Consider the following 25,092-nt stretch of genomic DNA (forward strand, 5'->3'; position numbering starts at 1 on the left):
GCCAGCGGGAGACGTCTGTCCGCGAGGTCGCACCCACCCTTGAAGCTCACACTTCAAGGGACAGGAGAATGCGTCCCTGGATCGACCGACCCGGCTTGGGGTCCGGAACCGCACGGTTCCGGGATGGTATGACTTTTTCAGGGCGGGTGATCGGACGATGGGGGGCTTGGCGTTGGCGAACATGACGGACCCGGACCGGATCTGGAACGAGGCCTCGTTGAGGCTCCGGGCCGAAATTGGCGACGGACCGTTCAGCTCCTATATCGCGCCTTCGGCAGTGCGGATTGACGGGGGCGGTCAGCTGATCCTGGTGACTCCGACCGGCTATGCCCGTGACTGGGTGCGCAAGAATGCGCTGCGCCGTCTGAACGAGCTGTGGCTGGGCCTCGACGGCCTGTCGCGCCGCCTGGAGGTGCGTTGCCGCGCCGAGGTGACCTCCGCCCCTCCAGCCTCGTCCGTGGCCTCCGCCGTGGCCATCCAGCCCCTTTCGGGAGCCCCCCTCTCGGCGGCCCATGAGCAGACACCGATGGCGCCGACGGTCGGCCCCGTGACCGACGGCGCCCGTGCCGTGCGCGCCGCTGGCCTTCAGGAGCGGCTGACCTTCGATAGCTTCGTGGAGGGCCAGGGCAACGCCTTTGCCCTGGCCATCGCGCGCCAGACGGCGTCCTGGGCCGACGGCCACTTCAACCCGATCTTCTTCTGCGGCCCCTATGGCTACGGCAAGACCCACCTGCTGAACGCCATCGCCTGGGAGGCGCAGCGTCTGCGCCCGGACGCAAAGGTGGTCTATCTGACTGCCGAACGCTTCCTGTCGACCTTCGTTAAGGCGATGCAGGACCGCTCGACCGCCGCCTTCAAGGAAAGCCTGCGCTCGGCCGACATGCTGCTGCTGGATGACGTCCAGTTCGTGGGCGGCAAGGCCTCGACGCAAGAGGAACTGCTGTCGACGCTGACGGCCCTGATCGAGGACGGCAAGCGGATCGTCCTCTCAGCCGATCGCCCGCCGATGGCCCTGACCGAGGTCGAGCCGCGCCTGCGCAGCCACCTGGCCGCCGGCCTGACCTGCCCGGTGGAGCCCGCCGACCGCGCCCTCAAGATCGCCGTGGCCGAGAACCGCCTCGCCGCCTTCGCCCGCATGGGCGTGGTGTCCGGCGAGGCCTCGCGCGAGGTGCTGGAACAGGTCGTCGACCGGACCCCGGGTTCGGTGCGCGAGCTCGAAGGCGCCGTGAACACCTTGGCCGCCGCGGCCGGATCGCGGCTGTCGTCCCTGGGCGTGGAAGAGACCCTGACCCTGCTGGGATCGGCCTTGCGGGGCGGGCCCGAGCGCCGGATCACCGTGGACGAGATCCAGAAGACGGTGGCCGAGCATTTCAACATGAAACAGGCGGACCTGCTGTCGGAACGCCGCACGCGCGCCGTGGCCCGTCCGCGCCAGATCGCCATGTGGCTGTGCAAGCAGCACACGACCCGCTCCTATCCCGACATCGGCCGTCGCTTCGGCGGACGCGACCACACCACGGTCCTGCACGGCGTGCGCAAGATCGAGGAGCTGATGCCGCTGGACGACCAGATCGCCCGCGATGTCGAGGCCCTGACGCGGAAGCTGCGGGGTTAGGCGACCGTTTGGCGGTCTTGGCGGATCCAGCCGTCGAGATGGCGGTGTCGGCGGTTCACGTCCCGGAAAATTTGCAGTTCACGGGCGCCCCGGATGGGCGGTCCGGAAAGCGTCTTTAACCTCCGGCGAGACGTCCTCGTAGACCTCGCCCGGGACAAAGGTCGCCGTCGGTCGGCGGCGGCGGCCGTCATGATGGAAGCGGCGGATGGCGCCGGTGGACATGTCCCTTCAACGCTCATCCGCCGCCGGTTCGATGATCAGGGACGGGCGGGGATGTTCAGGCCGCGCGCCACGGCCGGACGGGCCTCGCACCGGGCGACCCACGCCTGGACGGCCGTCAGCGACGACCAGTCGACCAGATCGCCGGCCTCGTAGAAGCCTGGCACCGCCCGGACCCAGCCGATCAGGGCGATGTCCGCGATGGTGAACCCGGCCCCCATGATAAAGTCGCGACCCTTCAGTCGTTCCTCGAGCACGCCCAGCAAACGCTTCGCCTCGGTCACGAACCGGTCGCGCGGTCGCTTGTCCTCATAGGCCGCGCCCGCGAATTTGTGGAAGAAACCCATCTGCCCGATCATCGGGCCCACGGCGCCCACCTGCCAGAAGACCCATTGCAGGGTTTCGTATCGTGCGGCGGGATCGGTCGGGATCAGCTTGCCGGTCTTGTCGGCCAGATAGACCAGGATGGCGCCCGATTCCCAGAGGCCCATCGGCTGTCCGCCCGGGCCGTCGGGATCGAGGATGGCCGGGATCTTGCCGTTCGGGTTCAGCGACAGATAGTCGGGCGTCCAGGTCTCATTCTTCATGATGTCCACCAGGTGGATCTCGTAGGGGAGACCAATCTCCTCCAGCATGATCGAGGCCTTCACCCCGTTGGGCGTCGGCAGGGAATAGAGCTGCAGCCGGTCGGGGTGGGCGGCCGGAAACTGGCGCGTGATCGGGAAGGCGGAGAGATCGGTCATTGGCTGCCGTGACGGTTGCTGATGACGCCCATGTCGGGTGACGGTCCGTGCGCCGCAAGGGGCGCCGAGGCGCCGCCTCACACATCCGCGCATGCCGTCAGACTCTGTCGGGTTGCCGCGCGCCGGGAAGCGAGGCCTTATCCGGACCTCACCAACCAGGAGGCGCCCGATGGCCCACAAGTTCGAAGTCTACAAGGACAAGGCCGGCGAGTTCCGCGTCCGGTTCAAATACAACTCGGAGATCATCTTCTCGACCGAGGGATACTCGGACAAGTCGGGCGCCAGGCGCGCGATCGAGTCGATCAAGAAATACGTCGGCGACGCGGAAACCGTCGAGATCGAATAGGGCCTAGTCCGGCTCGCGCTCGCCGGTCTCCTGCGGGGGAACGGCGAGCAGCCAGCCCTCGGCCAGATGCAGGTCCGGCACGGCCGCTTTCGTGAACGGCAGGTACCAGGTCTGGCCGCCCGCGACCGGCGTGATCTCCAGCATGTCGTCCGCGCCGAAATTCTGCACCGCCTTGACCATGCCCAGGACCACGCCGTCCACGTCGCGGGCCTCCACGCCGATCAGGTCGGCGAGGTAGAATTCGTCCTCCTCGGGCGCCGGGAAGGCGTCGCGGGGGACATAGAGTTTCAGGTTGCGAAGGGCGTCGGCCTCTTCCTTGGTGGCGATCTCTTTCGCCCGCCCGACGACGCCGTCCTTCGTCGCCCGTGTCTGGGTCAGGGTCAGGCCGTGCGAGCCGTCGGCGCGCAGCAGGGGGCCGTAGTCGGTCAGCGCCAGCGGATCCGCGGTATAGGCCGTGATCCGCACCTCGCCCTTGACCCCGAACCCGCCGGCGACATGGCCGACGAGGATGAGTTTGGGTTTGGTGTTGGGCATAAGAGAAATCCGCTCATCCCCGCGAAAGCGGGGACCCAGTTCTTTTGTGAATCACCGGCCTGGATCGACGGTGCCGCCAAGCAGGCGGCGCCGATCGCCCAAATCGCTGGGTCCCCGCCTCCGCGGGGATGAGCGGACAATGAAGCCTTAGGCCTCGGTCTTCTCTTCCTCGGCGGCGCCTTCGGCCGGAGCCTCTTCGACGCTGACCTCTGCGGAGCCTTCAGCTTCAGCGGCCGGAGCTTCTTCAACCGGGGCCTCTTCGACAGCCGGGGCGTTTTTCGCGGCTTCAGCCGCAGCGGCGGCCTCTTCCTTGGCCCGGACAGCGGCTTCAGCGGCCTCGGCCTCGGCCTCGGCGCGGTCGGCTTCGCGCTGGGCGCGCTCGGCGGTGCGTTCCTGGGCCTTCTTGCCCGGAGCGCCCTTGTTCGGGTTGTTCGACTGGGTCCACTTGACCTTGCCGGCCAGGGCTTCGTCCTGGCTCTGCGAGATGAAGCGCGCGACGCGGTCGGTCGGCTGGGCGCCCTTGCCGAGCCATTCCGAGATGCGGTCGGCCTTCAGGGTGATGCGCGGCTTGTCGCCGTCCTTGGGCAGCATCGGGTTGTAGGTGCCGACGCGCTCGATGAACTTGCCGTCGCGGGGAGCATGCGAGTCGGCAACCACGATGTAGTAGTAGGGGCGCTTCTTGGCGCCGCCGCGGGCCAGACGAATCTTCAGCATTTCGGTCTTCTTTCTACGGGATCAGTTTTTCTTGGTGGGTAGACCGGGAAGGCCCGGAAGGCCTCCCGGGAGTTGTCCGCCACCCAGTCCGGCGAGCCGGTCCTGGAGGGCTTTCATTTCGTCGGTGCCGGGTTCGGGCATCTTGCCGCCCCCCATGGCCTTCAAACGGTTGAGGTCGGCGCCGCCCATGCCGGGCGCGCCGCCGCCGCCGAGACCGCCCAGCATGGCGGCCATCTGCTGCATCTTGCGCGGCCCGCCCTTTGACATGGACTTGACCATGTCGGCCATCTGGCGGTGCTGCTTCAGCAGGCGGTTGAGGTCCTGGACCTCGACCCCGGCGCCGGCGGCGATCCGCTTGCGGCGGCTGGCGTTCAGCAGGTCGGGCTTCTTGCGCTCGGCCTTGGTCATCGAGGAGATGATGGCCTCCTGGCGCAGGATCATGCGGTCGTCGACGCCGCTCTCCGCCATCTGGTTCTTCATCTTGGCCACCCCAGGCAGCATGCTCATGATGCCCTGAAGACCGCCCATCCGCTTCATCTGCTGCAGCTGGGCCGCGAGGTCGTTGAGGTCGAACTGACCCTTGGCCAGCTTGCGGGCCATGGCCTCGGCCTTGGAGGCGTCCAGGTCCTGGGACGCCTTCTCGACCAGGGCGACGATGTCCCCCTGACCCAGGATGCGGCCGGCGACACGGCGGGCGTCGAAGACTTCGAGCGCGTCGACCTTCTCGCCCGAGCCCATGTATTTGATCGGCAGGCCGGTGACAGCGCGCATCGACAGCATGGCGCCGCCGCGACCGTCGCCGTCGGCGCGGGTCAGGATCAGGCCAGTCAGGGGCAGGCGGTCGTGGAAGGCCTTGGCGGTGCGGACCGCGTCTTGGCCGGTCAGGCTGTCGGCGACCAGCAGGGTCTCGACGGGCTTCGAGATGTCGGCGACCTCGGCGACCTCGGCCATCAGGCCCTCGTCGAGGGTGATGCGGCCGGCGGTGTCGAGGATCAGGACGTCGAAGCCCTGTAGCCTGGCCGAGGTCAGGGCGCGGCGGGTGATCTGGACCGCGCTCTCGCCGGCCACGATCGGCAGGGTCACGACCTCGATCTGTTTGCCCAGCTGGGCCAGTTGTTCCATCGCGGCCGGACGACGCGTGTCCAGCGAGGCCATCATGACCTTCTTGCGATCGAACTTCGTCAGGCGCAGCGCCAGCTTGGCCGATGACGTCGTCTTGCCCGAGCCCTGCAGGCCGGCCATCAGGATTACGGCGGGCGGCGTGGCGTTCAGGTTGATCGGGGTCGGCTCGTCCCCGCCCAGCATCTCGACCAGGCCGTCATAGACGATCTTGACCACCTGATCGGCCGGCTTGACCGAACGGATGACGTCCTCGCCGGTGGCGCGCTCGGTGGCGAAGGCGATGAAGTCCTTGACGACGGGCAGGGCGACGTCGGCCTCCAGCAGGGCCACGCGCACTTCGCGCATCGCCTCCGCGACGTCCTTTTCGGACAAGGCGCCGCGGCCGGTGATCCGGTCGAAAACGCCTGTCAGTCGCTCGTTCAGAGCCTCGAACAATTCACTACCTCGCCAGCCCCTCAGGGCGTTCAGGCCGACACCGAACCGATCTCCATAGCGAAGCGACCTCTGGCGACGATCACGTCGGCAGAGGGTTCTCGCCATCCTCGTCCCGTCGAAACGGGGGGCGTGATGGTGGAGACGCAGGTTCAATTGCGCCGGAAGCCGCGGCTTATGAGGGAAATGAGGCGATTTGTCGAATCCTGTCGAACGAAGTCGGCCAACCGGCTCAGGAAACAGCATCGCACATCCGGTTTCAGCGTTGCTCTTTACAAGGACCGATCGGAAACCCGCTGATACGGTCGCGCTTTACAGCCTCCCCGCTGCACGAGATGACCATGCCCGTATCCGCCGAAGCCGCTGCTGACGACCGCCTGCGCGAGGAGGTGCGGCTGCTCGGCGGCCTGCTCGGCGAGGTGATCCGGGACGAGGGGGGTCAGGATCTCTATGACAGGATCGAGGCCGTGCGGGTGGCCTCGGTCGGCTATCACCGCCACCCGGGCGCCAAGGGATCGGCCGAGCTGGAGCGGCTGCTCAACGAATTGTCGCTGGATGACGCGGTCGGGCTGGCGCACGGGTTCGCGGTCTTCTCCCTGCTTGCCAATGTCGCCGAGGATCGGGCCGGGAGGCGCCGCGCGCGCAGCCAGACGGCTGAGGGGGCGCGGCCGGATACTCCCGAGGGAGCCCTGGCCCGGCTGACTGCGGCGGGACGGACGGTCGAGGAGGCGCGGGTCCTGCTGTCCGAGGCGCTGATCTCGCCGGTACTGACGGCCCACCCGTCGGAGGTGCGCAGGAAGAGCGTCATCGACCGGATCGCCGCCGTGTCCGACCTGCTGGATGCCTGCGATCGCCCAGGTTTCGAGGAAGGGGGCCTGGCCTGCGCGCCGGAGGTCATGAAGGCGGGCCTGCGTCGTCAGACGGTGATCCTGTGGGCTACGCGGCTGGTGCGGACGACCGGCTTGGTGGTGCAGGACGAGATCGACACCGTCGTCTCGTTCTTGGAGCGGGTGTTCCTCAAGGTCGCGCCTGAGCAGTTGATCGACTGGCGTCGGAGGCTGGACGCGCCGGATCTCAAGCCTTTTATCCGCATCGGCGCCTGGGTGGGCGGCGATCGCGACGGCAATCCCAATGTCGATGCCAGCGCGCTGAGGGCCGCCTTCGCCACGCTGGCCAAGGCGGTGATGCGCCACTATCTGGAGGCGACGAACGCGTTGGGCGCCGAGCTTAGCCTGTCAGGTTCGCTGGCGGAAATCAGCCCCGCTCTGAAGGCCTTGGCCGAGGGGTCGGGCGACGGTTCCCCGCACCGGGCCGATGAGCCCTATCGCCGGGCCCTGAGTCAGATCTACGCCCGGCTTTCTGCGACCCACCCGATCCTGACGGGACAGACCGCGCCGCGGCCGGCCCCGTTCGCCGCCCCGCCCTATGCCGGGCCCGGCGAGTTCCGGACCGACCTCGCCGTGCTGCATGACAGTCTGGTCGCCAGCCATGGGGCGGTGTTCGCCGACGACGGCCTGTCGCGCCTGATCGCCACGGTCGATGTATTCGGCTTCCACATGGCGACCCTCGACCTGCGCCAGAATTCCGACGTCCATGCGCGGGTTGTGGGCGACCTGCTGAAGGTCGCGGGGGTTTGCGATGACTATGCAGCGCTCGAAGAGGAGGCGCGGCTGGTCTTGCTGGCGACCGAACTGGCGGCGCCTCGCCTGCTGTTCAGTCCCTATGCGACCTACAACCCCGAGACCCTGAAGGAGCGGGCGATCCTGGAGGCGGCGGCCGAGGCGCTGGCGAAGTTCGGGCCGGACGCGATCCGCACCCATATCGTGTCCAAGACCGACGCCGCCTCCGACATGCTGGAGGTCTATCTGCTGCTCAAGGAGGTCGGTCTCTATCGGCCCGAAAATCCCGCCGCCTGTCCGATCCAGGCCGCGCCCCTGTTCGAGACCATCGACGACCTGAGAGGCGCCAGGCCCACGCTGGAGCGGCTATTCCAGGAGCCGTCCGCGCTTGCCGTCGCAAAGGCGCGCGGCGTCCAGGAAGTGATGATCGGCTATTCGGATTCGAACAAGGACGGTTCCTACCTGACCTCGACCTGGGAGCTGCATGAGGCGTCGCGGGCATTGCTGACGGTGACCCAGGCCGCGGGTTTGAGGCTGCAACTGTTCCACGGCAGGGGCGGGGCGGTCGGGCGTGGCGGCGGGTCGAGCTTCGCCGGGGTGCTGTCGCAACCGACGGGAACGGTCGCGGGCCGCATTCGCATCACCGAACAGGGCGAGGTCATCGCCAACAAATATGGCGAGCCGGACGTGGCGCGCCGGAACCTTGACGCCCTGACCGCCGGGACCCTGATCGCGTCTCTGGCGCCGCCGCCGGACGAGGCGATGACGGCCAAGCACGGCAAGACCGCCTCGGCTCTTTCGGTGGCCTCGATGGCCGCCTATCGGGCCCTAGTCTACGAGACGCCGGGCTTCGTCGACTATTTCCGCGCTGCCACCCCGATCAACGAGATCGCCGAGCTGAAGATCGGTTCGCGCCCCACGTCGCGGACGGCCTCGACCGCCATCGAGGATCTACGCGCCATCCCCTGGGTGCTGAGTTGGTCGCAGAGCCGGGTCATGCTGCCGGGCTGGTTCGGCTTCGGCTCGGCGGTGCAGGGTCAGGACATGGCCGAGCTGCAGGCCATGGCGAAGGCGTGGCCCTTCTTCCGTACCCTGGTCCAGAACATGGAGATGATCATGGCCAAGTCGGACATGACCATCGCGCGGCGCTACGCCTCGCTCGTGCCCGACCAGACGCTGGCGGCGACTATCTTCGGGGCCTTGCAGGCCGAGTGGGACCGGACGCGCGACGCTGTGCTGGCTATCACGGGTCAGGCCGAGCTGCTGGGCGGCCAGCCTGAGCTCAACCGGCTGATCCGTCTGCGCATGCCCTATGTCGAGCCGCTGAACCACGTGCAGATCGAACTGATCCGCCGGCGTCGGGCGGGCGACGACGATCCCCGGGTGCGCGAAGGCATTCTGCTGGCGATCAACGGGGTGGCAGCGGGACTGCGCAACAGCGGCTGAGTGGAACGGCCACGCTTCATGGCCGCGATTTCATCAAGTGTCGTTTTTCGGCCTCGGGTTCCTCACGGCGAGGAAACAATCGGGTCGCACTCAGGTCAGGTCGCCGCAAAGAGCGACAAGCACCAGGAGCCAAGTGATGATCCGTTTCGCCGCCGCCACAGCCGCCCTCGCTGTCGCCGTCCTTTCCGCCGGAGCCGCCTCGGCCTCCGAATATCGCATCCCGATCGGCGACCTCAACTTCGCCACGCCCGAGGGCGCGTCGGCCTTCGATCTGCGCGTCCGGGGCATGGCCAATACCGCCTGCGTGTCCGGCACGCCTCTCGACCAGGCGCGATGCCGTGTCGCTTTCCGCGAAGAAGCCCTGCGCCAACTGCCTGATGCCCGTCGCGAGGACTATGCCCGCACTCGCAGCGGGCGGGTCGTCGTTCAGACGCCTGTTGATCCAAGCTAAATCCAATCCGCTTCGGGGGTGTGGCTCGACAAGCGCCACTGTTCACGGGTTTGAAGCGATTGTCCGCGATCCTGCCGGTTCAGTAACGGCAGTCGCGCATGACCGAACACATCTCCGAGGCCGAGTCTTCGTCCATTGCCCTGGCGGCGCTGGAGAGCTCCGGCGCGGGTTGGTGGCGGGTCCTCGATACCGAGACGGCCTGGTGGTCGCCCCGGATGTACGACCTTTTCGGCCTGCGTCCCGAAGATGGCCTGCCCACTATAGACCAGCTGTATCGGCTCTATCATCCCGACGACGCCAATCTGGCGTCCCGGTCGCTCATGAAGCTGTTCAGCAGCGACGCGCCGACGACCCTGCGTTACCGGGCGGTGCATCCGTCGGGCGAGGTGCGCCAGCATCTGAGCTGGGGGCGGTGCCAGCTGCCGGACGCCGAGGGGCGTCGCTGGCTGGCCGGCATGGTTCTCGACGTCACCGACCATGTCGATGACGCGACCCTGATCGAGGGCGAGCGCGCCTTCCGCTTTGTGGCCGACCACACCTCGGACATGGTGGTGCGTCATCGGATGGGCGCGGGCCTGACCTATGTCTCGCCGGCTTCCCGGGCCGTGTTCGGCTATTCGCCGTCTGAAATGCTGGGCAAGGCCCCCGCAGACCTGGTGGCGCCCGAGGATGTAGTTCGCATCCGCGCCCTTCTGGCCCAACGGATCGCCAGACGCGAGGCGGTCTCGGCCGAGGGCTATGAGTATCGCGGCATTCACAAGGACGGCCACCTGGTCTGGCTGGAGGCCAATCCTCGTCTGGTGATCAACGGCGCCGGCGCGCTGACCGAGATCGTCGATGTCGTGCGCGACATCTCGGCTCGCAAACAGGCCGAGGCCGAACTGCACGCCGCCCGCCTCGAGGCCGAGGCGGCGTCGCGGGCCAAGAGCGAATTCCTGGCGAATATGAGCCACGAGCTGCGCACGCCACTGACGAGCATCCTCGGCTTCTCGCGCCTGATCGGCGCGGGCGGCGGGCTGTCGGAGGGCGACAAGGGCTATCTGGATCTGATTCGCAGCGCGGGCGAGACCCTGCTGACGGTCGTCAACGACATCCTCGACTTCTCCAAGCTGGAGGCCGGTGCCCTGACGCTGGACCCGGAACCCTTCTCGATCGCGGCCTTGGGCGAGGGCGCGACCGCCCTGCTGCGGAACCAGGCCGAAGCGAAGGGACTGGCCCTGACCTGCGAGGTCGGCGACGACGTCCGACTGACCGGTGACGTGAACCGCCTGAGGCAGGTGCTGCTGAACCTGTTGAGCAATGCGGTGAAGTTCACCGAGCGCGGCTCCGTCCGACTCTCGCTCGCGACAGAAGAGCGCGCCGACGGTTCGACCGTGTTGCGCGTCACGGTCACCGACACCGGGGTCGGGCTGGACCCTGCCCACATCGACCAGATGTTCGACCGCTTCACCCAGGCGGACGGATCGGTATCGCGCAAGTTCGGCGGCACGGGTCTGGGGCTCGCGATCTCGCGCCGGCTGCTGGACATCATGGGCGGAGAGATCGGCGCTACAAGCGACGGCGCCACGGGTTCCACCTTCTGGTTCCGCGTGCCGCTGGTCCGGTCGGGTGTCGAGACACTCCCCGATGCCGAGCCGTCTGGTGGTGCGCCCGCGCGTCCTTTGCGGGTGCTGCTGGCCGAGGACAACCCGGCCAACCGGACGCTGATCGCGGCCCTTGTCGGCTCGATGGGCGTGTCGCTCGACACGGTCGAGAACGGCGAGGAGGCGGTGCAGGCCGCTGCGACCGCAGCCTATGACCTGATCCTCATGGACATGCAGATGCCGGTCATGGACGGACCGGCGGCGACGCGCGCGATACGCGCCTCGGGTGATTCCACGCCGATCGTGGCCCTGACCGCCAACGTCCTGCCTGAACAGATAGAACAATGCCGCGCGGCCGGGATGCAGGGCCATGTCGCCAAGCCCATCGACCCGCGCGCCCTCATGGCAGCGCTCAGGGACTACGCCCGCCCGGCTCACGAAAAAGCCGCCGCAACCGGAGCTGCGGCGGCCTGATCGCCCGTGCCTTGTCTCTTACGAGACCGGGAAGCCCCGGACCCGCAGCAGGGCGGCGACGTCGGGGTCACGGCCCCGGAAGGCGCGGTAGGCGTCGCCCCGATCCGTGGTGTTGCCCGGCGCCAGGATGATCGACTTGAACCGGCCGCCGATGTCCGGATCGAACACGTCGCCCGAAGCTTCGAAGTAAGCCCAGGTGTCGGCGTCCATCACTTCCGACCACAGGTAGCTGTAGTAGCCGGCCGAGTAGGCGTCGGAGGTGAACAGGTGATTGAACTGCGGCAGGCGGTGCCGCATCACGATCTCATGCGGCATGCCCAGACGGGCCAGCGAGGCCTTCTCGAAGGCGTCGATGTCGGTCGGCGGCGTTGCCTGGGTGTGCAGGTCCATGTCGACCATGGCGGACGACAGATAGCTGACGGTCGCATAGCCCTGGTTGAAGGTGGCCGAGGCCTGGACCTTGTCGACCAGGGCCTGCGGCATGGCCTCGCCGGTCTGGTAGTGCTTCATGAAGCCATCGAGGATCGGGCGCGACAGCACCCAGTGCTCGTGAACCTGCGACGGATATTCCACGAAGTCGCGCGGGGTGTTTCCGTAGGAGGGGTAGGTCACGACTGACGACAGATAGTGCAGGGCGTGGCCGAACTCGTGGAACAGGGTCTCGGCGTCGTCGAGCGAGATCAACAGCGGCTCGCCGGCCCCCGGCTTGACGAAGTTATTGTTGTTCGAGGCCAGCACCGGCTTGGAGCCGTCCAGCGTCGAGAACGACCGGTAGGTGGTCATCCAGGCGCCTGACCGCTTGCCAGCGCGGGCGAAGTCGTCGGCGTAGTAGAGACCGATCAGGCGACCCGAGGTCTTGTCGGTGACCTCGTACAGTTTGACGTCGCCCTCGAAGACCGGAGCCGTCGATTGCGGCTTGGGGGTGAAGACGAAACCGTACAGGCGCTCGGCCATATAGAAGGAGGCGTTTCGCACGGCGCCCAACTCGAAGTAGGGCTTCAGCTGGTTCTGATCGAGGTCGTACTTATCCTTGCGGACCTTCTCGGCGAAATACAGATAGTCCCACGGCTCGATGTCGAAACCGGCGATCGCCTTCATGTCGGCGACCTCTTCGGCGACCCTGGCCTTGGCCGGTTCCCACACGCGGTTCATCAGGCTTTGAGCGGCGGCCGGGGTCTTGGCCATCGTGTCCTGCATCCGCCATTCTGCGTGGTTGCGATAACCCAGCAGCTTGGCGCGCTGGTCGCGCAGGCGGACGATCTCGGCGATGGTTGCGTTGGTGTCGTTGCGGTCGCCGTTGTCGCCACGGTTGACGAATTTGCGCCAGACCTGCTCGCGCAGGGCGCGGTCGTCGGCGAAGGTCAGGAACGGATCGACGCTGGATCGCGTATTGACGATGGCCGCACCCTGGAGATTGCGCGAGGTCGCGGCGGCGCGGGCGGCGGCCTTGTTGGAATCCGGAAGTCCGGCGAGCCCGGCTTCGTTCGGGATGACCGTCCAGGTGTTCTCATCGGCCACGACCTTCTGGCCGAAGGCGGTGAAAGCGTTCGACAGGGCGGTGTTGATCCGGCCCAGTTCGGCCTTGCCGGCGGCGTCCAGATTGGCGCCCGAGCGGATGAAGGCGTCGCGCGAACGTTCGGCCAGACGCTTCTGCTGGGCATTCAGTCCGTCGCGGTCGGCGTTGTCGGCGACCGTCTTGATGCGCTGGAACAGGGGGACGTTGAAGGTGATCTCGTCGCCGGCGGCGGACAGCAGGGGGGAGACCTCCGTGTCCATCGCGTCATAGGCTTCGCCGCCGATGTTCGAGGTAGCGACGCCGTAGAGGTTCACCGCGCGATCCAGAGGCTGGCCGGCCAACTCCATCGCCACGATCGTGTTGGCGAAGGTCGGCGCTTCCGGATTGTTGGCGATGGCGTTGATGTCGGCGCGGTTCAGCTCGATGCCCTCGAGGATCGCTGCCTTCAGCTTCGGAGCGGTCATCGCGTTCCACGGCGGCACGCCTTCGTAGGGGCCGGTCCAGGGCTGCAACAGTTCGGCGCGCGGGGTCTGGGCGGGCAGGACGGCGCGGGCGATGCGCGCTTCCCCGGCCACGGCGGCGGGGTCCGGCGCGGTGAAACCGGCGGAGCCGGCGCCCGCGCTGGCGCATCCGGCGAGGGCCATCAGGCTCGCGCCGCCGATAAGGACCTGGCGCCGAGGAAGGGGCATGGGCATGGTGGAATCCTGTTCATCTGACTCTGTTGCGCGGTACCCTAGGCCTCAGTCGCCTGACCGTCACATGAACAGGAAGTAATCCCGTTGGACGAGGACGCAAGCGCCCGCTAAACGCCGGGACATGGCGATAGGCGTATTCGATAGCGGCGTGGGCGGTCTGACGGTCCACCGCGAGCTGACCCGGCGGTTCCCGGCGCGGGACTTCATCTACCTGGCGGATCAGGCCAATGCGCCTATCGGGTCGAAGACCGGCGAGGAGATCGTCGACATCACCCGGAACGGCTGCGAGCGGCTCTTCCAGGCGGGCGCCAGCGTCATCGTTCTGGCCTGCAACACCGCGTCCGCCGTCGCCCTGAGGCGCCTGCAGCAGACCTGGGTGCCCGAGTCCTCGAAGCGTCACGGGCGGCCGGTCAATGTGCTGGGCATCATCGTCCCGACCATTGAGGCCGCGACGGGCCTGCCCTGGACCTACGAGGCGGAGCGTCGCGGCGACAAGGTCGAGGCCATCGACATCACCGGCGTCTTCTGTACCGCCGCCACCGCGATCAGCCGGGTCTACGAGATCGAGATCGACAAGCGCCGCGAAGACCTGGCGGTCTTCTCGGAGCCCTGCCCGGGCCTGGCCGGACTGATCGAACTCGGCGCGCCCGTCGAGGAACTGACGGTCGTGATCGGCGACCACGTCGATGCGCTCCGCCGCCGGATCGGTCGTCATCCGGACAAGGCCATCCTCGGCTGCACCCACTACGAGATCGTGGCGCACATTTTCGCCGCCGCCCTGCCGCCCGGCACGCCCCTGATTCACCAGCCGACAGCGGTGGCCGATGCGCTTGAGCGGTATTTCGAGCGGCATCCGGAGTACGGTCTGGGCGAGAGCGGCCGTCGCGACTTCATCACCACAGGCAAGACGGGCCCGCAGTCGGATATGGTCAGCCAGTTCTGGGGCGAGCCGCTGAGTTTCGACGCGGCTTGACTTGACGGACCGGCGTTCCGGGCGCCCGATGCGGGCGGGAGGACCTGCCATGATCCGCAGCGCCAAGATCGCTCTGGATGTTCTGCTGTGTGGCGCGTCTGTGCTGCTGGCGGTCATAATAACCAGTTCCTACGCTCGCGCCGAGGTCGTCTCCCGCTCCGCCGACGGCTTCACCCTGCGCTTCGCCGAGGGGGCAGAGGCCGCGCCGGAGGATGTGGTGACCGCCGTCTCCGAACTGCCCCGGTGGTGGGACCCAGCACACACCTACACAGGAGATGCCGCGAACCTGTCGCTGGCCTTCGAGGAAGGCGGCTGTTGGTGTGAGCGGCTGGCCGACGGGACGATCTTCGAGCACGCCGTCGTCACGGGGATTATGGCGGACCGGGTGACGATGATCGCGGCGTTGGGCCCCCTCCACGACAAAACCACGAAGGCGGAGCTGACCTTCGGATCCGAGCCGGAGAACCGGGGCCGGCTGGTCACGGTCGATTTCGTGGTCGAGGGACCGGGCCTCGGCGCCATGGCCGACGGGGTCAACACGGTGATGGACCAGGCGTTCGATCGCCTGATCCATCAGATCGAATACGGCGAGCCGCCTCAGCCCTGAAGCGCGGTTTCCGAGGCCGCGATGCGGCTGGCGGCATGGACCACCGAGGCGATACGAAGCGCGGTCTGGACCTGGGCCGCCGGGACGCCGTGCTTGCGCAGTTCGCCCTCGTGGGCATCCATGCAGGCGCCGCAGCCATTGATGGCGCTGACAGCCGTGGACCACAGCTCGAAGTCCATCTTGTCCACGCCTGGATTGGCCAGGACGTTCATCCGCAGGCGCGCCGGGATGGTCGTGTATTCCTGGTTCTTCATCAGGTGCAGCGAGCGGTAGTAGATGTTGTTCATGCCCATGATGGCCGCGGCGGCCTTGGCGGCGGTCATGGCCTCGGGCGAGAGCTTTTCACCCGCGGCGGCCTCAATGGCGCGCACGACCGGAGCGAAGGCGACGGCGTGGGCGGAGGCGAGGAAACAGCCCCATTTCTGCTGGTCGTTCAGGACGGTCTCGGAGGCGAGGGAGCCGAGGTTCAGCGAGATGTCCTTGGCGTAGGCCGGCATCAGGTCGCGCAGGGTGTCAATCGACATGAAAGTTCTTTCGCAGCGTGCGGAATGAAGAAGGGCGGCGGCGTTGACCGCCGCCGCCCTCTGTTCGTCAGACAGGGAGGCCGGCCTCAGGCCGCGAGCGTCTCGCCGCCGACCGGTCGGTTGCAGGCGCACAGTTCGTCAGTCTGCAGGGCGTCGACGACACGCAGGGTGTCGGCAGGGGCGCGGCCCACGTTCAGGTTGGTGACATAGACGTGCTGGATGACGTTGTGCGGGTCGACGACGAAGGTGGCGCGCAGGGCGACGCCTTCTTCCTCGTTCAGGATGCCCAACTGACGGGCGAACTTGCCTCCGTTGTCGGCGAACTGCCAGATCGGCAGCTTCGACAGGTCGGCGTGGTCGCGGCGCCAGGCCAGCTTGACGAATTCGTTGTCGGTCGAGCCGCCGAGGACAACGGTGTCGCGGTCTTCGAAGTCGCGGGCCAGAGAGGCGAACTCGGCGATCTCGGTCGGGCAGACGAAGGTGAAGTCTTTCGGATAGAAGAAGATTACCTTCCACTTGCCTTCGAACGACTCATTCGTGACGGGCTCGAACGCCGAGACGCCGTTTTCTTCGTGGGAGTTGAAGCCCGGCTTCACGCCGATGACTTCGAATTCAGGCAGTTTTTCGCCGACGCCGAGCATGGGGTATCCCTTTCGGAGGAAACAAGAATGTCTATGAGGCGGTCGCCGGGGAGGGCAAGCCGCGGTTGCGAAATGGCGGTTGCACCGCACAAAGTCAACCGATAGAAGACCTGTCAACCATAGATAATATCTATGGATTCGAGAGAGGCCGCCTATGCTCCCGACCCTTCGCCAGCTGCAGTATCTGAAGCTGCTGTCCGAGCACGGCTCATTCAGCCGCGCCGCCGAGGCGGCGCATGTCAGCCAGCCGGCCCTATCCTCGGGCGTGCAGGAATTGGAACGCGTCCTGGGCGCGCCCGTCGTCGAGCGCACACGCGGCAACGTCCAGTTGACGGCGGTCGGGGCCGAGGCCTGCCGCCGGGCCGAGGACGTGCTGGCGCGAACCGAGGATCTGGTCGAGGCGGCGAAGAACGCGGGGCGTCCGTTGTCGGGGCGGTTGCGTCTCGGCATCATTCCGACCGTGGCGCCCTTCCTGTTGCCGGCGACCCTGCCCGGGCTGAAGCAATCCTATCCGGCGCTGCGTCTGTTCATCCGCGAGGATCTGACGCCGCGCCTGATCGCGGGGCTCAAGGCGGGTCAACTGGACTGCGCCGTCATCGCCCTGCCATACGACGCGCCCGGCATCGAACACGCCCGGATCGGCGACGATGAGATACTGGCCGTTGCGCCCATCGACCACCCGCTGGCTGCGCCGGGCGATATCCAGCCCGGAGCGCTGAAGGCTGAGGATCTGATCCTGCTGGAAGACGGGCACTGCTTGCGCGACCAGGCCCTGGCCGGGATCGACATGGAGGCGCCGCGCGGCGAGGACGTCTTCGCCGCCACCTCGCTCCATACCCTGGTGCAGATGGTCTCGTCCGGCCTCGGCGTGTCCTTCCTTCCCGCGATGGCGGTGAGGGCCGGGCTCGCCGACGACAAGGGCGTCGTCATCCGCCATTTCGCCGCTGAAGCGCCGCGCCGCGAGATTGTCGTCGCCTGGCGATCGGGTTCGAGCCGGGCAGCGGAAGCGCGGCTTCTGGCGGAAGCAATGCGGCTGGATTGAGGGAAAACGTCTCCTCCCCATCGCTACGCGACGGGGAGGAGACGCAGGGATCAGCCTGCCAGGTTGCGCAGCACATACGGCATCACGCCGCCAGCCTTGAAGTAGTCGAGCTCCGTCTGGTTATCGATGCGGCAGCGGACCGGGAACCTGGCCATCTTGCCGTCCGACGGACGGAACAGCTCGACCCACAGGTCCTGGCGCGGCTTGAGCTTGCCGACGTTGACGTCCGACAGGCCGCGGATGGTGACGATCTCCTCACCGGTCAGACCCAGCTTGGACCAGCCCTCGGCCTTGAACTGCAGCGGCACCACGCCCATTCCGACCAGGTTGGAGCGGTGGATGCGCTCGTAGCTCTCGGCCAGCACGGCGCGGACGCCCAGCAGTCGGGTGCCCTTGGCGGCCCAGTCGCGCGATGAGCCGGTGCCGTATTCCTTGCCCGCGAACACGACCAGCGGCCGGCCCTCGGACTGGTAGCGCATGGCGGCGTCGTAGATCGACATGGTGTCGCCCGACGGGAAGTGTTTGGTCACGCCCCCCTCGATGTCCGGCGTGATCTTGTTGCGGATGCGGATGTTGGCGAAGGTGCCGCGCATCATCACCTCGTGGTGACCGCGGCGCGCGCCGTAGGAGTTGAACTCCTCGGCTTCGACGCCACGGTGGGTCAGATACTGGCCGGCGGGCGAGGTCTTCTTGATCGAACCGGCCGGGGAGATGTGGTCGGTCGTGATCGAGTCGCCGAAGATGGCCAGGACGCGGCCCTCGACGATGTCGGTGACCGGCGCCGGCTCCATCGACAGGCCCTCGAAATAGGGAGGGTTGGCGACGTAGGTCGAGGTCTCGTCCCATGCGTAGGTCTGGCCGCCCTCGACCGAGATACCTTGCCAGTGCTCGTCGCCCTTGAAGACATCGGCATAGCGTTTGGCGAACATGGCCGGGGTGACCGACTTCTTCTGGATCGCAGCGATCTCGGCGGACGTAGGCCAGACGTCCTTCAGGAAGACGTCCTTGCCCTTCTTGTCCTGACCGAGGGGCTGGGTGGTGATGTCGATGCGCATCGAACCGGCCAGGGCGTAGGCGACGACCAGCGGCGGCGAGGCCAGGTAGTTGGCCTGGACGTCCGGGTTCACCCGGCCTTCGAAGTTGCGGTTGCCGGACAGGACGCTGGTGGCGACGATGGCGTTCTCGTTGATCGCGGTCGAGATTGCCGGGTCCAGCGGACCGGAGTTGCCGATGCAGGTGGTGCAGCCGTAGCCGACCAGGTTGAAGCCCAGCGCGTCCAGCTCCTTCTGCAGGCCGGCTGCCGTCAGATAGTCGGTGACGACCTGCGAGCCCGGAGCCAGCGAAGTCTTGACCCAGGGCTTGGTCTTCAGGCCCAGCTTGTTGGCCTTCTGCGCCACCAGGCCGGCGGCGATCAGGACCGAGGGGTTGGAGGTATTGGTGCAGGAGGTGATGGCGGCGATGACCACATCGCCGTCGCCGATGTCGAACTTCTGACCCGGGACGGCGGCGCGGGGCGCATCCGTCGCACGGTTGAAGACGTCGGTCAGGGCGGTCTCGAACGAAGGGGCGGCGGTCGTCAGCTCGACCTTGTCCTGGGGGCGTTTCGGGCCGGCCAGGGACGGCACGACCGTCGAGATGTCCAGTTCCAGAACGTCGGAGAAGACGGGGTCTTCCGAGGTCTCGTCGATCCACAAGCCCTGAGCCTTGGCATAGGCTTCGACGAGTGCGACGCGCGCCTTCTCTCGGCCGGTGGCGGTCAAGTAGGCGAGGGTGGCGGCCGAGACGGGGAAGAAGCCGCAGGTGGCGCCGTATTCGGGGGCCATGTTGGCGATGGTCGCCTGGTCCTCGATGGTCATGTTCGGCAGGGCGTCGCCAAAGAACTCGACGAACTTGCCGACCACGCCCTTCTTGCGCAGCATCTGTGTGACGGTCAGCACCAGGTCGGTCGCCGTCGTGCCTTCCGGCATGGCGCCGGTCAGCTTGAAGCCGATGACCTCCGGGATCAGCATCGGGATCGGCTGACCCAGCATGGCCGCCTCGGCCTCGATGCCGCCGACGCCCCAGCCCAGGACGGCCAGGCCGTTGATCATGGTGGTGTGCGAGTCGGTGCCGACGACGGTGTCCGGATAGGCGACGGTCGCCTTGCCTTCGGCCACGGTCCAGACGGTCTGGGCGAGGTTCTCGAGGTTCACCTGGTGGCAGATGCCGGTGCCGGGGGGCACGACGCGGAAGTTGTTGAAGGCCGACGAGCCCCAGCGCAGGAATTTGTAGCGTTCGATGTTGCGCTCGTATTCGCGCTCGACGTTCTGGCCGAAGGCTTTCGCGGTGCCGAAGTTGTCGACCATGACCGAGTGGTCGATGACCAGATCGACGGGGACCAGCGGGTTGATCTTGGCGGCGTCGGCGCCGAGTTTGGCCATCGCATCGCGCATGGCGGCCAGGTCGACGACGGCGGGAACGCCAGTGAAGTCCTGCATCAGGACGCGGGCCGGGCGGAATGCGATCTCGTACTCGACAGCGCCCTTGTTCTCGATCCAGGCGGCGACTGCGCGCAGGTCGGCTTCGGTGACCGAGACGCCGTCCTCGTTGCGCAACAGGTTCTCCAGCAGCACCTTCATCGAGCGCGGCAGGCGCGAGATCCCGGTCAGACCGGCTTCCTCGGCGGCGGGAAGGCTGTAATAGGCGTATTTCTTGCGCCCGACGGAGAGATCGCGCCGGGTGGAAAGGCTGTCGACTGACGGCATGGGAGAGGTCCTCTGGTCAAAGCCGCCCGGACATCCGGTTGCGCCGTCTCGCGGCAAACGACGGGGCGCACAGGTCCCCGTCGCGCGCGGCGACAGCCTGCTGCGACGAGGCCGGATATAGCCGTGGTTGCGGGGTGCGTCCATGTATCCACTTCGGCTGTGGAGACATTGAGAACGGATCGCAAATTTAAGGGCTTGCGGCCGTGATTTCGACCCTGTCCATCACCGACCTCCGGCTCGCCCGCGGCGAACGCAACCTCTTCAGCGCCCTGTCGTTCACGACGGCGTCAGGCGAGGCCGTGGCCCTGACCGGGGCGAATGGCGCGGGCAAGACCTCGCTGCTGCGCGCCATCGCCGGATTCATCCGACCGGAGGCCGGGACGATCGTGTTCCGCGAAACCGACGACGAGCCGATCGAAGCCGATCTGGCGCGGGCTCACCAGGTGCATCTTCTGGGCCACCTGGACGGGCTGAAGGGGCAGCAGACGGCTCGGGAAGAGCTGATGTTCCAGTCCCAATGGCTGGGCCACAGCCACCATGGCATCGAGGAAGCCATCGACACCCTGGGCCTGAAGCCGCTGCTCGACCTCGAGGTGCGTAAGCTATCGGCGGGACAGAGGCGCAGGCTGGCGCTGGCCCGGCTGATTGGATCGCCGCGCGCCCTGTGGCTGCTGGATGAGCCATTGAGCCCGCTGGATGCGAGGTGGCGCGAGGCGGTCGGGACGATGATGGCGCGACATCTGGCGGGCGGCGGCCTGATCCTGGCGGCGGTGCATGATCCGCTGCCGATGCCGACCCGGTCGCTGGATCTGGGGACGGGGCGATGAGGGCCGCATACATCCTCTTCAGGCGCGAACTAGCCCTGGCCTGGGGTGGCGGCGGCGGGCCGTTGCTGGCCTGCGGTTTCTTCGCCTGTCTGACGACGGTCGTGCCGCTGGCGGCGGGGGGCGATCCGACTGTGCTGAAACCGGTAGCTGCGGGGATCGCCTGGCTGGCGCTGGCCCTGTCCAGCCTGTTGTCGCTGGAGCGGCTGTTCGAGCGGGATCTGGAAGACGGAGCGCTGGACCTGCTTGCGACCGGGCCGCTGCCGCTGGAGGGGGTGTTCGCGATCAAGGCGGTCAGCCAATGGCTGGCGACCGGACTGCCGCTGGCCCTGACTGCGCCCCTCGCGGCGCTGGCCCTGGGTCAGTCGATCGAACTGGCGCCGCTGACGGCGCTGTCAGCTCTGATCGGGGGTCTGGGTTTCGCCTTCACCGGGGCGCTCGGGGCGGCCCTGGCGCTGGGAGCGAAGCGGGGCGGTCTGCTGATCGCAGTCGTGGTGCTGCCGCTGTTCATTCCGCCGGTGGTGTTCGGATCAGGCGCGCTCGACCGGGCGGCGGCGGGATTGAGCCCGCTCTCGGCGCTGGCGCTGCTGACGGCCTATGTGCTGTTCGCGGCCGTCATCGCCCCTCCGGCGGGCGCCGCGGCGATCCGCAGCGCCCAGGGGTAGTCGAGCCTCAGCGGACCGAGGCGTAGGTGTTCAGTGTCTGGGTCAGACGGCCATGCTCGCGCGTGTTCATGCAGCGAGGGGCGGACCAGGCCTCGCCGGTCGCGCGGGCCTGCAACACCTGATCGGCGGTCACGAAGGTCGGGGGCGCGCCGTGCTCGCGGCGGAAGGCGCTTCGGGTCGCAGCGTCGTTCGTGCACATCATCACCACGCGCTGGGCGCCGGCGGGCGCCTCGGTCGGCAGGCGGTTCTGCTGCGCCAAGGCAGGGGCGGCGACGGACGCGGCCAGGGCGGCGACGGCGGCAATAGGGGTGAAACGGTTCATGGCGGGCTCCTCCTCAAGACCCGAAAGACATCAGGGTTCGGAGGAATAATGCGCGCAATTCCGGCTCTGTAAAGAAAATAAGACAAATCTGCTGCAAACGGATGAAAATGCCGATGGCTAGCAATCTCGAACAAGGGGCTTTGGCGCCTTTCCGGCGTCTGGCGCGTTGTGTTCCTCCGTGAAGCGCCTCCTCCCCAACCGTCTGAATTTGCCACCGAACTGGCGGGAAGTGCGCACGCGCGCCCTGGTTCCCGCCGGCGCGCGGATGCGTGAATGGCGCGACTGGGTGGTCGAGAACGATCCTGTTTTTGGCTCCTTCCGCCGCCCTGGGCGGACAGAGAAGGTTGCCGCCTCGGTCACTCTTCTGCTGATTCTGGCTGTGGCGATCTTCCTGCTGCTGTTCGACTGGAACTGGCTGAGAGAGCCGATCGGGCGCTGGGCCTCGGCGAAATATGATCGCGAGATCGCGCTCCAGGGCGAACTGGACGTCACCCTGTTCAGCTGGACTCCGTCGGTGATCGTGCGCGACCTGAAGTTCGGCGGTCCGGAGTGGGCGCGCGAGGCCGACACCGCCAATGTCGAACGGATCGAGGCGAAGTTCCGGCTGAGGAAACTGTTCGCCGGCCAGATCGAGATGCCGCTTCTGGCCGTCACGCGGCCCAAGGTCGTGCTGATCTCGACCAAGGACGGCCGGCAGAGCTGGGAGCTTGAGCCCAACAAGCCGGACAGCGGCGAGGGCATGAAGCTGCCGCTCATCAACCAGCTGGTGATCGAGGACGGCCTCATCTCGCTCGACGCCCAGGATCGCGACATCACCCTTGAAGCCGCGATCACCGCGCGAGAGGCGGCCAGCGCAGCCGACGGCGACACCGGCTTCCGGCTCACCGGCGAGGGATCGATCAACGGCTCGCCCCTGACACTGAAGATCGAAGGCGGGCCCTTCATCAATATCCGCCGCGACCGGCCCTATCGGTTCGAAGCGACCCTGGCCGGCGCGCGCTCCCGGCTGGTGGCGGATGGGTCTATCACCCGACCGTTCGATCTGGGTCAGTTCACATCGACCCTGAGCCTGCAGGGTCAGGACCTGAACGACCTCTATTTGCTGACTGGCGTCGCCCTGCCAAACACCCCGCCCTATCGGCTCTCCGGCACCCTGACCCGCGATAATGCGATCTGGACGTTCGCCGACTTCAATGGCCGCGTCGGCGCATCCGACCTGTCCGGCGATGTACGGGTCGATGCGAGAGAGCGGTTGAGAGTCGAGGCGGAGCTGGCCTCGCGACTGCTCGATATTGATGACCTTCTGGCGATCCTGGGCGCCGATACGCGGACGAATGCGGCGGGCACCAATACGACGACTGTGGCCTCTGGCTCTGGCCCGGAAATGCTGCTGCCCGACGCGACCCTGCAGGTCGATCGCCTGCGGACCATGGACGGGACCCTTACCTACCGCGCAGCCAGCGTGAAGGCGAACGACCTCGATATCCGTACGGTGCGCCTCGGCGCCGTGCTGGAGGCAGGCGTCCTCGATCTCGATCCCGTCTCCTTCGCCTTCAATCGCGGCGAACTGAACGGGACGGCGAAAATCAACGCCACGCGTGACATGCCTTACAGCGCCATCGATTTCCGCCTGGCGGGCTATCCGCTGGAATCTATCGTTCCGGTCCGGGGCGGCGCGGCGCCGATCACGGGCCGGGCCTTGGGTCGTGCGCGCCTGGAGGGGCAGGGCAATTCGATCCATCGCTTCGCCGCCGGATCGAAGGGTTCGATCAGCCTGGTCGTGCCCCAGGGCGAATTGCGCGCCGCCTTCGCTGAACTGCTGGGGGTCAACGCCAGCGCCGGCCTGCTGAAGCTTTTGAGCGGCGACCAGTCGCGCAGTTCGATCCGCTGCGCCGTAGCCGACTTCGAGGTCACAAACGGTGTGGCTCAGGCGAAGACCTTTGTGGTGGATACCGACGTGGTGCTGGCGCAAGGATCGGGTTCGATCAATCTCGGGACCGAGACGCTGGACCTGAAGATCGATGGCGAGTCGAAGAGGCCGCGCCTGCTGCGTCTGTGGGCCCCGGTCCTCGTGCGCGGTCATCTGTCGGCGCCGAGCGTCGGCGTGGACACGGGCGCTGTCGTCGTCCAGGCCGGGCTGACCGGCCTGCTGGCCGCCGTGGTCGCGCCGATCGCGGCGCTTTTCGCCTTCGTCGAGCCCGGTCTGGCCGAGGACGCCAACTGCGGCTCCCTGATCGCCAATGCGCGGTGAGGCCGGATGGCGCAGGCGTGCGTATCTGGCCTCGTCTTGTTCAGTGAGAGAAATATCCGATGACTCGTAGAGGCCTGCTCGCGCCGACGCTCGGCGCCGTGGTCGCGTCGCTCGGCGCCGCTTGCAGTCCCCTCGCCGTGCTGAATGCGGTGGCTCCGCGCGACCGGGGCGTGCGTCGGGTGGCGCGCGATCTGGAATACGGGGCGGATCCTCGCCAGCGGTTCGACCTCTACGCCCCTGACGTCGCCGGCCCGTCCCTGCCGGTGCTGGTCTTCTTCTACGGCGGCGGCTGGGACTCGGGGGCGAAGGACCTCTACGGCTGGGCGGCGCAAGCTCTGGCGGCTCAGGGGTTCGTCGTCGCCGTGCCTGACTATCGGCTCGTCCCGCAGGTGCTGTTCCCGGTCTTCATCGAGGATGCGGCCGCCGCCGTCGCCCGGGTCGCCGAGGTCGCGGCGACCTATGGAGGCGATCCAGCGCGGCTGGGCGTGATCGGCCATTCGGCGGGCGCCCACCTGGCCATGATGATCACCCTGGATCGCAGCTATATGGCCGCAGTCGGCAAGCCGGAACTGATCCAAGCGACGGCGGGCCTGGCCGGTCCCTATGACTTCCTGCCGTTCGATGTGGCGTCTTCCATCAATGCCTTCGGCCAGGCGCCCGACCCGGTCCAGACCCAGCCCCTCCATTTCGCCCGCGCCGACGCCCCGCCCCTGTGGCTTGGCCACGGCACGGCCGACGTCATCGTTCACGACGAGGACACGATCCTTCTGGAAGCCCGCATGCGCGAGCTGGGCGGGCGCTGCGAGGCCAAACTGTATCCCGGTCTCAGCCACGAAGACTTGATCGCGACCTTCTCGCCGCTGTTCCGCAGGAAAGCGACGGTGCTGGCCGACGTCTCCGCCTTCTTCCATCGCGAGCTGGGCCAGGTCGCGGCGAGCCCGTAACGGTCGCTCACACGACATGAAGCGCTGCCGTCTCGCCAGAGCCACG

The 25,092-nt window shown here is 67.3% G+C and carries 21 protein-coding genes; 12 read left to right on the plus strand and 9 right to left on the minus strand.

Translation table 11 applies throughout. The annotated features are described in order from the left end of the window. Positions 1-181 precede the first annotated feature (181 nt). Positions 182-1,615 carry a chromosomal replication initiator protein DnaA gene (dnaA, locus tag ACP7AZ_RS08715; RefSeq protein WP_426038066.1) on the plus strand — a complete coding sequence of 478 codons (1,434 nt, stop codon included), beginning with the start codon at positions 182-184 and terminating at the stop codon, positions 1,613-1,615. A 257-nt stretch (positions 1,616-1,872) separates the two neighbouring features. Here dnaA and ACP7AZ_RS08720 read toward each other — a convergent pair whose 3' ends face one another. Then, positions 1,873-2,577 carry a glutathione binding-like protein gene (locus tag ACP7AZ_RS08720; protein WP_426038068.1) on the minus strand — a complete coding sequence of 235 codons (705 nt, stop codon included), beginning with the start codon at positions 2,575-2,577 and terminating at the stop codon, positions 1,873-1,875. Positions 2,578-2,746: 169 nt separating this feature from the next. Between ACP7AZ_RS08720 and ACP7AZ_RS08725 the strand changes: the two genes are divergently transcribed. Then, on the plus strand, positions 2,747-2,923 hold the full coding sequence (locus ACP7AZ_RS08725) for a YegP family protein (protein WP_303696728.1): 177 nt from the start codon (positions 2,747-2,749) through the stop codon (positions 2,921-2,923). A 3-nt stretch (positions 2,924-2,926) separates the two neighbouring features. On the opposite strand, the gene rimM is transcribed toward ACP7AZ_RS08725, so the two are convergent. The 3 genes from rimM to ffh form a co-directional block, all read right to left on the minus strand. Further along, positions 2,927-3,457, minus strand: a complete 531-nt coding sequence (rimM, locus tag ACP7AZ_RS08730; RefSeq protein ID WP_426038070.1) for a ribosome maturation factor RimM — start codon at positions 3,455-3,457, stop codon at positions 2,927-2,929. A gap of 147 nt (positions 3,458-3,604) precedes the next feature. Next, complete coding sequence (gene rpsP / locus ACP7AZ_RS08735) at positions 3,605-4,171, minus strand: 30S ribosomal protein S16 (protein ID WP_426038072.1); 567 nt, start codon at positions 4,169-4,171, stop codon at positions 3,605-3,607. Positions 4,172-4,192: 21 nt separating this feature from the next. Then, the gene (gene ffh / locus ACP7AZ_RS08740) at positions 4,193-5,728 is read right to left on the minus strand and encodes a signal recognition particle protein (RefSeq protein WP_426038472.1); all 1,536 of its coding nucleotides are present in this window, start codon (positions 5,726-5,728) and stop codon (positions 4,193-4,195) included. A gap of 338 nt (positions 5,729-6,066) precedes the next feature. Here ffh and ppc point away from each other — a divergent pair, with 338 nt between their 5' ends. The 3 genes from ppc (at position 6,067) to ACP7AZ_RS08755 (ending at position 11,298) form a co-directional block, all read left to right on the plus strand. After that, positions 6,067-8,790, plus strand: a complete 2,724-nt coding sequence (gene ppc, locus ACP7AZ_RS08745; RefSeq protein ID WP_426038074.1) for a phosphoenolpyruvate carboxylase — start codon at positions 6,067-6,069, stop codon at positions 8,788-8,790. A 136-nt stretch (positions 8,791-8,926) separates the two neighbouring features. Beyond that, on the plus strand, positions 8,927-9,241 hold the full coding sequence (locus tag ACP7AZ_RS08750) for a UrcA family protein (protein WP_426038076.1): 315 nt from the start codon (positions 8,927-8,929) through the stop codon (positions 9,239-9,241). 98 nt (positions 9,242-9,339) lie between these two features. Further along, positions 9,340-11,298, plus strand: coding sequence for an ATP-binding protein (locus ACP7AZ_RS08755; protein ID WP_426038078.1), 1,959 nt, complete (start codon positions 9,340-9,342; stop codon positions 11,296-11,298). Between the two features lie 18 nt (positions 11,299-11,316). Here the strand turns inward: ACP7AZ_RS08755 and ACP7AZ_RS08760 are convergent, their stop codons facing one another. Beyond that, complete coding sequence (locus tag ACP7AZ_RS08760; RefSeq protein ID WP_426038080.1) at positions 11,317-13,509, minus strand: M3 family metallopeptidase; 2,193 nt, start codon at positions 13,507-13,509, stop codon at positions 11,317-11,319. 121 nt (positions 13,510-13,630) lie between these two features. Here ACP7AZ_RS08760 and ACP7AZ_RS08765 point away from each other — a divergent pair, with 121 nt between their 5' ends. Further along, positions 13,631-14,482, plus strand: coding sequence for a glutamate racemase (locus ACP7AZ_RS08765; protein ID WP_426038082.1), 852 nt, complete (start codon positions 13,631-13,633; stop codon positions 14,480-14,482). A gap of 49 nt (positions 14,483-14,531) precedes the next feature. Continuing rightward, on the plus strand, positions 14,532-15,089 hold the full coding sequence (locus ACP7AZ_RS08770) for a hypothetical protein (protein WP_426038084.1): 558 nt from the start codon (positions 14,532-14,534) through the stop codon (positions 15,087-15,089). Here ACP7AZ_RS08770 and ACP7AZ_RS08775 read toward each other — a convergent pair. After that, positions 15,080-15,613: a carboxymuconolactone decarboxylase family protein gene (locus tag ACP7AZ_RS08775; RefSeq protein WP_426038086.1), complete on the minus strand. Its 534-nt coding sequence runs from the start codon at positions 15,611-15,613 to the stop codon at positions 15,080-15,082. The genes ACP7AZ_RS08770 and ACP7AZ_RS08775 overlap by 10 nt on opposite strands. Before the next feature lie 86 nt (positions 15,614-15,699). Further along, positions 15,700-16,254 (minus strand): peroxiredoxin, encoded by a 555-nt coding sequence (locus ACP7AZ_RS08780; protein ID WP_426038088.1) that lies wholly within the window; start codon positions 16,252-16,254, stop codon positions 15,700-15,702. Positions 16,255-16,408: 154 nt separating this feature from the next. Between ACP7AZ_RS08780 and ACP7AZ_RS08785 the strand changes: the two genes are divergently transcribed. Beyond that, a complete protein-coding gene (locus ACP7AZ_RS08785) occupies positions 16,409-17,296 on the plus strand; it encodes a hydrogen peroxide-inducible genes activator (RefSeq protein WP_426038090.1) in 888 nt (295 codons plus the stop codon). Positions 17,297-17,346: 50 nt separating this feature from the next. On the opposite strand, the gene acnA is transcribed toward ACP7AZ_RS08785, so the two are convergent. Continuing rightward, positions 17,347-20,040, minus strand: a complete 2,694-nt coding sequence (gene acnA / locus ACP7AZ_RS08790; RefSeq protein ID WP_426038092.1) for an aconitate hydratase AcnA — start codon at positions 20,038-20,040, stop codon at positions 17,347-17,349. A gap of 203 nt (positions 20,041-20,243) precedes the next feature. Between acnA and ccmA the strand changes: the two genes are divergently transcribed. Together ccmA and ccmB are read left to right on the plus strand one after the other, a co-directional pair. Beyond that, entirely contained in the window at positions 20,244-20,867 is a 624-nt protein-coding gene (gene ccmA, locus ACP7AZ_RS08795) for a heme ABC exporter ATP-binding protein CcmA (RefSeq protein ID WP_426038094.1), read from the plus strand. Then, positions 20,864-21,529 carry a heme exporter protein CcmB gene (gene ccmB / locus ACP7AZ_RS08800; RefSeq protein WP_426038096.1) on the plus strand — a complete coding sequence of 222 codons (666 nt, stop codon included), beginning with the start codon at positions 20,864-20,866 and terminating at the stop codon, positions 21,527-21,529. Before ccmA ends, ccmB begins: the two co-directional genes overlap by 4 nt. 7 nt (positions 21,530-21,536) lie before the next feature. Here ccmB and ACP7AZ_RS08805 read toward each other — a convergent pair whose 3' ends face one another. After that, a complete protein-coding gene (locus ACP7AZ_RS08805; protein ID WP_426038098.1) occupies positions 21,537-21,851 on the minus strand; it encodes a hypothetical protein in 315 nt (104 codons plus the stop codon). A gap of 178 nt (positions 21,852-22,029) precedes the next feature. On the opposite strand from ACP7AZ_RS08805, the gene ACP7AZ_RS08810 reads away from it, so the two are divergent. Both ACP7AZ_RS08810 and ACP7AZ_RS08815 read left to right on the plus strand, forming a co-directional pair. Beyond that, the gene (locus tag ACP7AZ_RS08810; protein WP_426038100.1) at positions 22,030-24,102 is read left to right on the plus strand and encodes an AsmA family protein; all 2,073 of its coding nucleotides are present in this window, start codon (positions 22,030-22,032) and stop codon (positions 24,100-24,102) included. Between the two features lie 59 nt (positions 24,103-24,161). After that, positions 24,162-25,046, plus strand: a complete 885-nt coding sequence (locus ACP7AZ_RS08815; protein WP_426038102.1) for an alpha/beta hydrolase — start codon at positions 24,162-24,164, stop codon at positions 25,044-25,046. Positions 25,047-25,092 lie beyond the last annotated feature (46 nt).

The organism is Brevundimonas sp. DC300-4, assembly GCF_049897365.1.
Lineage (GTDB): Bacteria > Pseudomonadota > Alphaproteobacteria > Caulobacterales > Caulobacteraceae > Brevundimonas.